The 12,473-nt window shown below is 61.3% G+C and carries 10 protein-coding genes; 4 read left to right on the top strand and 6 right to left on the bottom strand.

From position 1 onward, the window contains the following. Positions 1-6: 6 nt before the first annotated feature. Positions 7-1,179: a lytic murein transglycosylase gene (locus P775_RS03185; RefSeq protein WP_099909602.1), complete on the top strand. Its 1,173-nt coding sequence runs from the start codon at positions 7-9 to the stop codon at positions 1,177-1,179. Between the two features lie 70 nt (positions 1,180-1,249). On the opposite strand, the gene P775_RS03190 is transcribed toward P775_RS03185, so the two are convergent. After that, the gene (locus P775_RS03190) at positions 1,250-2,887 is read right to left on the bottom strand and encodes a DUF1217 domain-containing protein (RefSeq protein ID WP_099909603.1); all 1,638 of its coding nucleotides are present in this window, start codon (positions 2,885-2,887) and stop codon (positions 1,250-1,252) included. 226 nt (positions 2,888-3,113) lie between these two features. Continuing rightward, on the bottom strand, positions 3,114-6,569 hold the full coding sequence (smc, locus tag P775_RS03195; protein WP_099909604.1) for a chromosome segregation protein SMC: 3,456 nt from the start codon (positions 6,567-6,569) through the stop codon (positions 3,114-3,116). Positions 6,570-6,757: 188 nt separating this feature from the next. Here smc and P775_RS03200 point away from each other — a divergent pair, with 188 nt between their 5' ends. After that, the gene (locus P775_RS03200) at positions 6,758-7,222 is read left to right on the top strand and encodes a GNAT family N-acetyltransferase (protein WP_099909605.1); all 465 of its coding nucleotides are present in this window, start codon (positions 6,758-6,760) and stop codon (positions 7,220-7,222) included. On the opposite strand, the gene P775_RS03205 is transcribed toward P775_RS03200, so the two are convergent. After that, the gene (locus tag P775_RS03205) at positions 7,210-7,614 is read right to left on the bottom strand and encodes a hypothetical protein (RefSeq protein WP_099909606.1); all 405 of its coding nucleotides are present in this window, start codon (positions 7,612-7,614) and stop codon (positions 7,210-7,212) included. The genes P775_RS03200 and P775_RS03205 overlap by 13 nt on opposite strands. Positions 7,615-7,649: 35 nt before the next feature. After that, positions 7,650-8,429: an aldolase/citrate lyase family protein gene (locus tag P775_RS03210; protein ID WP_099909607.1), complete on the bottom strand. Its 780-nt coding sequence runs from the start codon at positions 8,427-8,429 to the stop codon at positions 7,650-7,652. A 207-nt stretch (positions 8,430-8,636) separates the two neighbouring features. Between P775_RS03210 and P775_RS03215 the strand changes: the two genes are divergently transcribed. Continuing rightward, a complete protein-coding gene (locus P775_RS03215) occupies positions 8,637-9,092 on the top strand; it encodes a MarR family winged helix-turn-helix transcriptional regulator (RefSeq protein ID WP_099909608.1) in 456 nt (151 codons plus the stop codon). On the opposite strand, the gene P775_RS03220 is transcribed toward P775_RS03215, so the two are convergent. Further along, complete coding sequence (locus P775_RS03220; RefSeq protein ID WP_099909609.1) at positions 9,082-9,891, bottom strand: division plane positioning ATPase MipZ; 810 nt, start codon at positions 9,889-9,891, stop codon at positions 9,082-9,084. The genes P775_RS03215 and P775_RS03220 overlap by 11 nt on opposite strands. 463 nt (positions 9,892-10,354) lie before the next feature. Further along, positions 10,355-11,752 carry a methyl-accepting chemotaxis protein gene (locus P775_RS03225; protein ID WP_245875545.1) on the bottom strand — a complete coding sequence of 466 codons (1,398 nt, stop codon included), beginning with the start codon at positions 11,750-11,752 and terminating at the stop codon, positions 10,355-10,357. A 284-nt stretch (positions 11,753-12,036) separates the two neighbouring features. On the opposite strand from P775_RS03225, the gene P775_RS28750 reads away from it, so the two are divergent. Further along, positions 12,037-12,330, top strand: a complete 294-nt coding sequence (locus P775_RS28750) for a Dabb family protein (protein ID WP_245875546.1) — start codon at positions 12,037-12,039, stop codon at positions 12,328-12,330. Positions 12,331-12,473 lie beyond the last annotated feature (143 nt).

Below are 12,473 nucleotides of genomic sequence, written 5' to 3' on the forward strand. Positions count from 1 at the left end.
GACTGAATGAAAGCGCTGGCAGTATCGATTGTGACGTGTGTCACCCTGTCTGCGTCGCAGGCATTTGCCCAATGTGGTGGCGATTTTCGCAGTTTTGTGGACGGGCTGCGGGCCGAGGCGATCGCGCGGGGGCATGATTCGTCCAGCGTGCAGAGTTTTCTTGCGCCGGTGCAGCAGGATCCGGCGGTTCTGCGGGCCGACCGGTCGCAGGGGATATTTCAATCCGGGTTCATCGAGTTTTCCCGCAAGCTGATCAGCCAGAACAGAATCGAGCGCGGCCGCGCCATGGCGCAGAAATACGATGCGGTGTTCGACCGGATCGCGCGGGACTATGGCATCTCGCGCGGTGTGTTGCTGGCCTTCTGGGCGTTCGAGACGGATTATGGCGCCTTTCAGGGGGATTTCAATACGCTGAACGCCCTTGTCACGCTGGCGCATGACTGCCGCAGGCCAGAGCTGTTTCGCCCGCAGATCTTTGCCGCACTTGAGTTGTTCGAGCGCGGCGATTTCGACCCGGCGCGCACGACGGGCGCCTGGGCGGGAGAGATCGGGATGGTGCAGATGTTGCCCGAAGATATCCTGAACAATGGGGTCGATGGTGACGGCGATGGGCATGTGACGCTCAAATCCTCGGCTCCGGATGCGCTGATGTCGGGAGCGCGGATGCTGTCGGGGTTGGGTTGGCGCGCGAATGAGCCCTGGTTGCAGCAGGTCGTGCTGCCCGAGGGACTGGATCTCTACCTGACCGGGCTTGAGACCGAGAAGACCGTCGAGGAGTGGGAATCGCTGGGCGTACGGGCGCGCAGCGGGTCCCTGACGCAGGGCTTGCGGGCCTCACTCCTCCTGCCGCAGGGCAAGGGTGGTCCGGCCTTTATCGCCTATCCGAATTTCCGGGTGTATTTCGAGTGGAATCAAAGCTTTACCTATGTTCTGACGGCAGCCTATTTCGCCAACCGGCTGGAGGGTGGTCAGATCTATGATGCTGGTTCCCCCGAGCCGGGGCTGAACGGAGAGCAGATGCAGCAGCTGCAGCGCAAGCTGTCGGCGCGCGGATATGATGTGGGTGAGATTGACGGCATTCTGGGGGCCGGGACACGATCGGCGGTGCGCGATGTGCAGCGCCAGTTGGGAATGCCTGCAGATGCCTGGCCGACGGTCACGCTGCTTCAGAGGTTGTGATCGCAAGGCCCCGGGCGGGCCTGCGTTTTGTGTGACCCGCGTTCGGGGCCATGGCCCTCAGATGTGATGGTTACTGGGCATAGCCATTGAGCAGGGACAGCACAATGCTGGCACTGGAGGAAAGGCTGTTGTTTGCCTGCTGATCCCCTGTCAGCAGGAACCGGCGCCTGAGCTGATCCAGCTTTTCGGGATTGGTAAAGTCCGAGACTTTTTCAACGCCGAAATACTGCGATGAGCGTTTCTTGAATTCGCTCAGCTGCCGGTCGATGTCCAGAGTGCCAAAGCTGGATGGCAGGTTGAAGGCGGTTTCAAACACCGTGCGCAGTGGTTTGGAGGCCATGACACCAAACCATTGGGCATCTGTTGATTTGGTGCGTGTGGTCAGATCGGACAGATCGCGTTCCAGCGACAGAGCGATGCGCATGTTGGCATCACTTTCGCCGATCTGCTTTTCGAACTGCCGGTCCAGATAGTTTCTGGTGATAGTGTCGGCAAAGCCGCTGGGATACGTCCGCTCGGACGAGGTTGCCTGGACGTTGATGGCGTCGGCAAAGGCCTTGTAGCGTTTGTCCGGATAGACATTCAGCAGCGAGTTGGGATCGGAGCGGTCGGAGTCCAGTATCCGGGTCGCCAGGTCGATCTTTCCGACGCCTTGCGGAAGGTCGAAGAAGTTCATGACCGTCAGCGTCAGGCTTACATTGTTGAAAAGATCACTGGATTTTTCAAATCCGGTGCTGCGCGTTTCCATAGCCTCGACCAGTTTGACCGCCGCGCTTTTTTCCAGAGTGACCTCACCCGTCAGGGCATCGGTTGTTTCCCTGTCTGGGTCACCAAAGGCGAAGGCCTTGGACAGGGCGAGAAAGCGCGGATCCTCCTGCGTGGCGGCAAAGGAGTTTTCATCATAGGGATTGGATTCCAGAACGTTTTTCAGGAAATCCGTCTTGTATAAAATGTTGTTGTCATTTTCCAAGCCAAAGATCGCGAGGGTGGCATTCTGGAATTTGGTGTCGCTCAGAAGCTTGTCCGGCGAGGTGAAATAGAGCACCTCATCGCTAAAATCCTTGGCATAGTCGATCAGGTTGTCCTTGGCCTGGACCTTGCCCTGAAAATCAAAGGTTTTTGCCAGATCCACATAGCGTTTGTCCGAGAGCCGGTTGGCAAAGGAACTCTTGTCTGTCAGATCCGAGGTCAGAACCTTCTGCAGGAAGAATGTATTGCCACTGTCCGCTTCGAGGCCAAAGCTTTTGAGGGTGGCGCGCAGCAGGCCGGGGTCTGACAGCAGATCCGCAGGTTCCTGAACTTTGGCAAGCTTTGCGGCGACGGCGTCCTTGTCTGTGGTCGAGTCGATCTTGGGCCCGCTTGTTCCCTTGAAATTGAAGGCCTGCGCCAGCGCGAGGTAGCTTTTGTCGGCCAGCCGGTTCGCCAAGGATTTCGCATCGGACAGATCAGAATCAAGCACCTGCCGGATGAATTCGCGGTTGTTGAGATCATCGTCAAGGCCGAAGGCACCAAGCGCGACCTTCAGCAGGTTGCGGTTGTCCAGAAGCTGTTCGGAGGTCTGCACCGACTGGATCTGTTCCTTGAACGCGGTGGTTTCGCGCGCGACCAAGGGCGATTTTTCGAACGTGATCTGCTGTTTTTCGCGGGTGCGATTCAGAAATTCCCAGCCGCTGAGGCCGCTGCCGCTTACGAAGGGAGAATAGCTCATGATACGTCGGCCTCCATAAAGACATACCGCACGCGGCCTGGCACCTTTTGCCTAGCCGCGAGAAATATCCCGGTCACGCGGAACAGATACGGTGTCTATGAGGAGTGATAGCGGCAGTTTATGAACAAAAGCTTGCCAGATCCCGAACGGGCCGGGGCATGTAGGGCGGATTTTAGAGCATTCTGTCAGAAATTGAGGTCAGCAGGGTGCCCGCAGGCAGCATGCTTCAGGCGACCAGCTTTTCGGCGCGCTTGAGGTCGACCGAAACCAGCTGGCTGACGCCCTGTTCCTGCATGGTGACGCCGAAGAGGCGGTCCATCCTGCTCATTGTCACGGCGTGGTGAGTGATGATCAGGAACCGCGTGTTGGTGCGGCGGCACATTTCGTCCAGCAGATCGCAGAAGCGGGTGACGTTGGCGTCATCCAGCGGGGCATCCACCTCGTCCAGCACGCAGATTGGGGCGGGGTTGGCGAGGAAGACCGCAAAGATCAGCGCCATGGCGGTCAAGGTCTGTTCGCCGCCCGACAGCAGGCTGAGGGTCGAGAGCTTCTTGCCGGGCGGCTGGCAGAGGATTTCAAGACCGGCTTCCAGCGGGTCGTCGGATTCAACCATGACCAGATTGGCCTCGCCCCCATTGAAGAGGTGTGTGAACAGCATGCCAAAGTTGGAATTCACCTGTTCAAAGGCGGTCAGCAGACGTTCGCGCCCCTCGCGGTTGAGGCTGGCAATGCCGGTCCGCAGGGTCTTGATCGCCTCTTCGAGGTCGGTTTTTTCACTGACCAGCGTGTCATGTTCTTCCTGCACTTCGCGGGCGTCTTCCTCGGCGCGCAGATTGACGGCGCCAAGCGCGTCACGCTGGCGTTTCAGGGCGTTGACCTGCGCCTCGATCGTGTCGGAAGGGGCGATGTCCTCGGGGTTGGTGTCCAGCATCGCCAGCAGCTTTTGCGGCGTGGTTTCCAGATCGTCGGCGATGCGCAGGGTGGCCTGGGCCACGGTGTCTATGGCGGCTTCGGTGCGGGCCTGTGCAGCGGCGCGGCCTTCGCGGGCATCAGAGGCAGCGCGTTCTGTGTCGCGTTCGGCGGTGATCGCATCGCGCAGGGCGGTTTCGGCGGCGGAGAGCGCGCTGGTGGCGCTGGCACGGCGGGCCTCGGCGTCGCTGATCGCGTCGTTCAGCTCTTCGCGCTTTTCGGCCAGCTCTTCGGGGACGGCGGAGGCCTCTTCCAGTTCCTCTTCGGCGGCGGCACGGCGGTCCAGCAATTCGCCGCTGCGGGTCTTTGCTGTTTCGAGACGGTTGCGCCAGCCGGACAGGTCCTTGCTGACCTGCTGGATGCGGGCCTTGCGGGCATCGCCGTCGCGCCGCAGTTCGTCATGGGCAGAGCGGCGCGCCATCATGGTTATGCGCGCGGCTTCGACGGTCATCTTGATATCTTCTACTTCGGCCCGGGCAGAGCCGAGATCGGGCAGTTCGGCAATGGCGCGCTCTGCCTCTGAGACCTGCTGGCGGGCCTGTGTCGCCTCATCCTCGTGACGCGAGACGGCAAGGCCGAGGCTTTCGAGTTTGCTCATCGCGACGCTGCGGTCAGCTTCGGCACGCGAGACGGTGCGGGTGGCCTGCGTGAGGTCAGCATCGGCCTGGCGGCGCGCCTCGCGGGCGGCCTTGTCGGCGCGGGTGAGATCGGCAAGCCGGGCGGTCAACGCCTCATGTGCGCCGCGCGCTGCTTCCATCCGGGCGGTGGCGCGGGTGGTTTCCTGCTTCAGCGCGTCCAGCCGGTTGATCTGTTCCAGACGCAGGGCGGCGGCCGAGGGCGCATCTTCTGCCCCGGCGCGGTAGCCGTCCCAGCGCCAGAGATCGCCCTGGAGGCTGACAAGACGCTGGCCGGGTTTCAGCAGCGGTTGCAGGCGGGGGCCGTCGGCGGCGTCGATCAGGCCGATCTGGCTCATCCGGCGGTTCAGCACCTCGGGGACCGAGACGTGGCTGGCAAGCACACTGGCCCCATCGGGCAGAGGTTGAGAGGCGTCATAGGCCGGCAGGATTGCCCAGCCAGAGGGGCCGTCGGCGCCGATCTGCGGCGCGCGCAGGTCATCGGCCAGAGCGGCGCCAAGTGCCTTTTCATAGCCCTGCGCCACCTGAAGCTGATCAAGGATCTGGCCGCCTTCGGCGGTGTCGCGGTCCAGCAGGCGGGACAGGGCGGACACCTCGGCGCGCAGGGCGTTGGCTTCGCCTTCGGCTTCGGAGCGTTCGGCGCGGGCGTCGGCCTCTTCCGCCTGGGTGTCGGCGCGGGCGGTTTCCGCCTCGGCCAGCAGGGTTTCGGAGTCTGTCGCGCGGTCGCGGGCGGTCTGGGCGCAGGTTTCGGCCTCGGCCATGGTCGTGTCGGCATTGACCAGAACATCCTGCGCCTGCGTGGCGGCGGCACTGGCGCGGGCGGCTTCATCCTCGCTGCGCTGGAGGGTCTTGCGGCTGTCGCCCAGCAGGCGGTGGGCCGAGTGATGGCGGGCCGAAAGACGGGCCACATCCTCGGTCAGGCGGGTCAGGTCGTCTTCGCGTTCCTGCAACACGCCTGCGGCTTCGGAGGCGGCTTCGGCGCTCTCGGAGAGTTTTTCGTCGTGGCCTTCGGCGTCCCGGGTCAGGTCGTGGGTTTCCTGTTCCAGCCGCTCGATGGTGTCGATCGCGTCCTGATTGAGGCCGCTCTCACGCTCCATGTCATTGCTCATCTGGTCGATGCGACGACGCAGGGTGGCGATGGTGTCGATGGCGCGCTTTTCCTGATCGGACAGCGTGTCGCGCTGCACCGTCAGACGCTGCAGGATGGCCGAGGCGATGGCCTCTTCCTCGCGCAGGGGCGGCAGGGCCTCTTCATATCGAGCGCGCAGCTTGCCTGCATCGCGCGCGGCGGTTTCGATGCGCGCGGCCTCGGTCGTGATACTGCGCAGCACCTGTTCGGCGCGCAGGCGGGCCTCATCCGCCTCGCGCCAGCGGCGGTAGAGCAGCTGGCCTTCGGCGCGGCGCAGATCAGCGCCGATGGCGCGGTAGCGGGCGGCCTGCTTTGCCTGCCGGGCCAGTGTGGTCAGCTGTGCGGCAAGCTGTTCGACCACGTCATCTACGCGCAGCAGGTTCGCTTCGGTGTTGTTGAGCTTCAGCTCGGCCTCGTGACGGCGCTGATAAAGGCCGGAAATGCCGGCGGCCTCTTCGAGGATGCGGCGGCGGGCCTTGGGTTTGGCGCTGATCAGTTCGGAAATCTGGCCCTGACGCACCAGTGCGGGGGAATGCGAGCCGGTGGACGCATCCGCGAACAGCATCTGCACGTCGCGGGCGCGGGTTTCCTTGCCATTGGCCTTGTAGGCCGAACCGACATCGCGGGTGATGCGGCGCACGACTTCGAGTTGATCGAGATCGTTGAACCCTGCAGGGGCCAGACGTTCGGAATTGTCGATGGTCAGGCAGACCTCGGCAAAGTTCTTGGCGTTGCGGGAAGCGGCACCGGCAAAGATCACATCCTCCATCCCGCCGCCACGCATGGCGGTGGGGCGATTTTCGCCCATGACCCAGCGCAAGGCCTCCAGCAGGTTCGACTTGCCACAGCCGTTCGGCCCGACAACGCCTGTCAGCCCTTCGGCAATGATCAGGTCGGTCGGGTCCACGAAGCTTTTGAAGCCGTTCAATCGAAGCTTGGAGAACTGCAAAGGGGTTCGGTGCCTTGTGATTCAGAGTCTGACGCACATTGTGCGGTTTCAGGGCGAGCAGTGTCAACGAGATTGCGCCGTATCTGGTTGGCTTGAGGGGGCTTATCTACAAAATATTGCGCGGTTTCCAGCTTGCCGTGGCCCGCGGAATTTGCAGGATGCCGCCATGCGCTGAACAGGAGAGCCCGATGCCCGTCACAATAGATGCCGTTTCCGCCCGAGATCCGCGGGCTGTTGCCCTGCTGGAGCAGAGTCACGCACTGATGCGTGCGCTGTTTGCGCCCGAAGACAACCACTTTCTGGAGATTGATGCGCTGTGCATGCCGGGCATCAGCTTTTATCTGGCCACAGATGGCGGGCGCGGGCTGGGTTGTGTGGCGCTGCGGCGCATGGATGGGGATGGCGAGGTGAAATCGTTTTTTGTCGATCCCGATGCGCGGGGGCTGGGTGTGGGGCGGGCGCTGCTTGCGCATCTTGAAGGGGTGGCGCGGGCCGAAGGTCTGGGTTGGCTGCGGCTGGAAACGGGTCCAAGTCTGGACGCGGCGGCGCGGCTTTACCAGTCTCAGGGGTTTGTGCCCCGTGGGCCGTTCGCAGATTATAAAGAGTCCCCGGCGAGCCTGTTTTTTGAAAAGCCGGTGAGTCAGTTCGCATAACAGTCAAGCTGCAGATCGCGGATGGTGCGGGCTGGTGCGGCATAGGTGTCGAAAACATCGCAGCTGAACCGTGCGCTGCGTCTGGGCTTCGGCGGTGGAGGTGAGCCGTTGCAGGACAGGCCGATGACCATCATGGCGGCGTCGCCCCGGATCCAGTGCGGGATGCAGCCGGTCAGATCATGTGCGGCGAGGCCGGCCTTCTGCGCGACGGTTTCGAACCTTGGGAAAGCCTCTGGGCTGGTGCGGATCACCTCGACCAATGTGCCGTTGACGCGCAGCAGGAACCGGCTGCCGTCCACCTCTTGCCGCACCGGGGCAATGCCGCGAAAACCTGGACCGGCGGTGTTGCACGCCACGATTGTCAGAAGGGGCAGGATCAGGAGACACCTCATCCTGCCAGTTTGACCGGATCTTGGTTAATAAAGATTTAGGCGTCCGCGATGTGATCCTGCCATTTTGTTGCCAGCGCCCGAAGGCCGCGCGCCAGAAACACCACATCCGCGCCGACCGCCACAAATTGCGCTCCGTTTTCAAAGTGCTGCGCAAGCGCTTTGTCATCAAAGTCGATGATCCCGGCGGCCTTGTCCGATGCAGCGATGCGGCGCAGAGTTTCGGCCACCACGGCCTGCATTTCGGGGGCATTGGGGTTGGTTGTGTGGCCCATGTCGGCGGCCAGATCGGCAGGGCCGACAAAGACCGCATCGACGCCATCGACCTCGAGTATCTCGTCCAGCGCGTCCAGACCGGCGCGGGTTTCGACCTGCACGATCAGGCACATCTGGTCGTTTGCAGTGGCGGCATAATCGGCAACCGTGCCGAAATGTGACGCGCGGCCAAGCACATAGCCCATGCCGCGGATGCCTTCTGGCGGATAGCGCATGGCACGGACCAGCGCGCGCGCCTCTTCGGCCGAATTGACCATTGGGATCAGCAGGGATTGGGCACCGGCATCCAGCACCTGCTTGATCAGCCAGGGTTCGCCCATGGGCAGGCGGACGATGGGCGAGGTATGTGCATCGAGCACCTGAAGCTGGCGGGCAATAGAGGCCAGATCGTTTGGCGCGTGCTCTGCGTCGATCAGCACCCAGTCGAACCCGGCGCGGGCGGTCGCCTCGGCTGCATAGGGGTCGCAGAGCCCCATCCAGCAGCCGATGCTGCGTTCGCCTTTGGCAAGGGAAGCTTTGAAACGGTTCAATGGGGCGGCCATGCGGGCTCCTGTGGTGATGCAGCTTTTGATATTGCTGCGGGACCCTAGACCGCATTTTCGCGCAAACCAAGCCAGTCCTGAAGGGGTTGGCGGAGGGGAATTTCTGCGGCCTGGTGAAGAGATAAAGCCGATCTGCGCAGGCGGGCCCTTGACCTGTCGGGCCGTCAAATTAGGTGCAACTCAACTTTAAATGACAGTTCCGCGCAGATGACCCAATCTTTTGACTTTAATTTCTCGCTTTTCCTGCCGTACCTGTTGGATCAGGCGGCGGAGGCATCTGTGCTGCGGTTTCAAAGCCTGCACCGGGACCGGTACGGGTTGATGCAGACGGACTGGCAGGTGCTGTTCCAGTTGGGGCTGCAGACCCGCCTGACCGCGCAGGAGATCAGCGCCCGCGCGGGTATTCACAAGACCAAGGTCAGCCGCGCGGTGCAGCGGCTGGAAAGCCGCGATTTTCTGCGGCGGGGGCTTGATCGGGCGGACCGGCGGCGGGCGCCGCTGGAACTGACCGCTGAGGGGCTTAATGCCTATGCGGAACTGCACAGCGCGGCGAGCGACTATGAGACCGCGCTGGCGCGGCAGCTGGGGGATGAGGAGCTGGAGACCCTGCGGCGCAGCCTGCTGCGGCTTGCCGGACAAGAGCGCAGCGCGGTCAGAAGCTGATGGAAACTTCTGGCAAATTCAACGCCTTGATCAGCTCGCGCAGTTCTTGCCGCGCGGCGACGTTTGAGATGTTGAGCTGCTTCACGCCGACATCCTTGAGATCGAGGAGGGTGAGGCCGCGGGGGAAGAGTTCGCGGAACACCACGCGTTCGCTGAATCCGGGGGCGATGCGGAAACCGATGCGTTTGGCCAGACGCTCCAGCGCCTTTTCCATCTTCATCTTGTTGACCATATTCTGCGCCCCAAGCCGGTTGCGCAGCACGATCCAGTCGATGGGTTTCAGCCGGGCCTGAGAGCGCAACTGTCTGGCATTCCACACCATTTCTGAATAGACCGACGGCCCTTCGACCTTTTCCCCGCTGGCATCCACATGGGCGAGGAGGTCAAAATCCACGAAGCTGTCGTTGAGGGGGGTGACCAGGGTATCGGCCAGGGAATGGGCGATCTGCGACAGGCGGGTGTGTGACCCTGGGCAGTCTATCAGTATGAAATCGTTCAGTTTTTCGAGGTGAGCAACAGCGGCGCGCAGGCGGTGGTCGGCGAGGTTTTCGTCCGGCGGCACGGTATCGGGATCGACCTCGGGCAGGGGCAGGAAGGTCGGGCTGGGCAGGTCGAGGCCGGAAGATGTGAGGAATTTCAAGCGGTTGTCGGCGTATCGGCCCAGCGTTTGCTGGCGCATATCGAGGTCAAGAGTGCCTATTCGGTGGCCCATTCTGGCGAGGGCGGTGGAGATGTGCATCGAAACGGTGGACTTTCCCGCACCGCCCTTTTCGTTCCCGACAACGATGATATGTGCCACTGAAATACCCTTGATCCTGCCCACATGTTCGGCTGCGGGACGTTGACCCTACCGTATCTTGGGCATCCCCCTGTGAAAAGCCGCAGCGGGCCAAGGCCCTGCCATTGTGTCCTGCCTGCCGCAGACGCCGGGCTGGAGGGCATATGGAAGCCGTATGGTTTTCGTATGGCTGGCGATTTCGTGGACGGATAGAGGCCGTGCCCACGGGTCGCCTCGGAGGAGTGGGAATTCGGGGGGCTAGATGTTGTGCGGGGAGCAACCTTGGCCCAGAGGGCTTGGTTTATCGGAGGGGAACGATCCGAGAATGCCCTTCAGCGGACAGCCAAGAGCAACATTGCAGCCTTGCTGAACCCGCAACGCTCATCAGGGGGATTTTCCGTCCTCTGGAACAGGGGAGGTGCAGCAAAGGCGTGGCCTGCATCGCGAAGGCTGTGAAGGCCACATTTGAAGGGCATGACAGGTCTCAGGAAGCACGTTTTGCGCCAATAACCTGCGCTTGGACCTGATTGTCATTTGTAGCAAAAGAGTTTCTGTTTTCGTAGGTATTCTCGGTCTTGAAGGAGAAGACATATTTGGACAGCTTCTCGGCATCGTTTGCAAGCAACTGGCTGGCCGCTGTGGATTCTTCGACCATAGCAGCATTCTGTTGCGTCATGGAATCGAGCTGCGACACGCCCGCGTTGATCTCTCCCAGGGCGGTTGATTGTTCCGTTGCAGCGCTTGCGATGCCCGAGATATGGGAATGGATCGCCGAAATGCCGGTGATGATCAGATCAAGCTCTTCGCCGGCACGGGTGACAAGTCCGACCCCGTGCGAAACATGCACAGAGCTGTCATTGATCAGGCCCCTGATCTCTGATGCGGACTCGGCTGACCGCACGGCCAGTGTGCGCACTTCGGAGGCAACCACCGCAAAGCCGCGCCCGGCATCCCCCGCGCGCGCGGCCTCAACCCCCGCGTTGAGGGCAAGCAGATTTGTCTGAAAGGCGATGTCGTCGATAATCTTGATCACATGAGAGATTCGGTCCGAGGATTTTTTGATTTCGGCCATCGCGCCGATGGCATCCCCGACCACTTTGCCACCGTTGCGTGCTGTTGCAATGGCCTCGTTGGCGGACTTTTCAACTTCATTCGCGCTTTTCGCCGAGGCCTTTACAGTGCCTGTCAGTTCCTCGACGGCGGCTGCCGTCTCCTCAAGCGTCGCCGCCTGAGTTTCTGTTCTGTGGGCAAGATCAGTGGATGCCTGACCCACTTCGTTTGCAGTGAGCTTTACTGTCTCCGCCACGGACTTCACTTCGGAAACGACAGAGGCGAGATGCTCAAGTGCCTGATTAAATGCCTCCCCAACCAGTTTGAGGTCGGGCACTTCGCTTAATTGGATACGGTAGGCCAGATTGCCGTCCCGCAGCTGATCCAGTGCCTTTGCTATATCCTGTATTCCCTCTCTGCGTTGAGTGACGTTTGTCGCGATCTTGATGACCGATTCGACATTCTCGTTTTTATCGAGACAGGGGGCATAGGTTGCCTGAATCCAGACGACCGACCCGTCTTTGGTAACCCTTGGGAACTGGCTGGAAAAGGATTTTCCCGCAGAGAGGTCACGCCACATGTCCTCATATTCTTTTGACTGGGAAAACCTCTTGTAGACGAACATGGAATGATGCTTTCCCACGATCTCATCAAGGGAATATCCAAGAGCCTCCAGAAAATTCTTGTTCGCGGTTCGGATTGTGCCGTCCAGCTCGAACTGGATCGTGGCCTGATATCTGTCGATGACACCCATGTAGTCTTCGGCCAGCGAAGAGAAGGCTTGACCGCTTTTGGTCTTTTTAAAATTGAACAGATTCTTGATATTGAACACAGACTCAGCCCCTTTAGGCACATCCAACACTTCATGTGATAGCCAACGAAAGTGGTTGAAATATTAAGAGTCGCCCGCTGATCAGGTGCGTGATGCGCGAGGATCCATTGACGCAGGCGGGCCGATGGGCTGCGCTGAGCCGCGTGTTGAAGGGGCCGAGCTGGGTGCGGCACATTCCGCTGACCGCGCCCATCCGTCCTGTTGCCCATCAGGCGAAGCTGTGGTTCTGTCGCGCGCATCCTCGGCCAAGGGCCGAACCATCTTTTCAGAGCACAGGCAGTACCGTGACACAGAGACCAACGCTTCGCCACATCGTCTTCTTTTCGGCCAAGGACAAGGCTGACATCCACAAGATCGTCGAGGGGCTGTCGCTGCTTGCGCAGATCCCGCATTCGTCGTTCTTTGAGGTGCAGCGCAATACGCAGTCCGATCAGCTGTCGAGCGAGGTGGATGTTGTGGTCTATGCCGAATTCGAGTCGGAAGAGGCGATGGAGGCCTATAAGGCCGATCCGATCTATCAGCAGTCCATCGATCTGGTCCGCCCGCTGCGCGATCTGCGCATCGCGGCGGATATCTGACGGCTTCTGGCGGAGGCATGTCCGCGCCCTGTGTGATCTTCGACTCCGGGCCGCTGGCGGGGGGCAGTGCGTTTCGCGCGCCCCTGCGGGTGATCCGGGCCGAGACGCCCGAGGCCGTGCCCGGCGCGCTGGCCGAGATGGCG

Source organism: Puniceibacterium antarcticum, from assembly GCF_002760615.1.
GTDB classification, from domain to species: Bacteria; Pseudomonadota; Alphaproteobacteria; order Rhodobacterales; family Rhodobacteraceae; genus Puniceibacterium; species Puniceibacterium antarcticum.

Bases quoted from the DNA above. Each gene is read 5' to 3' on its own strand.
- P775_RS03185 (WP_099909602.1), top strand. From the start codon at position 7: ATGAAAGCGCTGGCAGTATCGATTGTGACGTGTGTCACCCTGTCTGCG.
- P775_RS03190 (WP_099909603.1), bottom strand. From the start codon at position 2,887: ATGAGCTATTCTCCCTTCGTAAGCGGCAGCGGCCTCAGCGGCTGGGAA.
- P775_RS03200 (WP_099909605.1), top strand. From the start codon at position 6,758: ATGCCCGTCACAATAGATGCCGTTTCCGCCCGAGATCCGCGGGCTGTT.
- P775_RS03205 (WP_099909606.1), bottom strand. From the start codon at position 7,614: ATGAGGTGTCTCCTGATCCTGCCCCTTCTGACAATCGTGGCGTGCAAC.
- P775_RS03210 (WP_099909607.1), bottom strand. From the start codon at position 8,429: ATGGCCGCCCCATTGAACCGTTTCAAAGCTTCCCTTGCCAAAGGCGAA.
- P775_RS03215 (WP_099909608.1), top strand. From the start codon at position 8,637: ATGACCCAATCTTTTGACTTTAATTTCTCGCTTTTCCTGCCGTACCTG.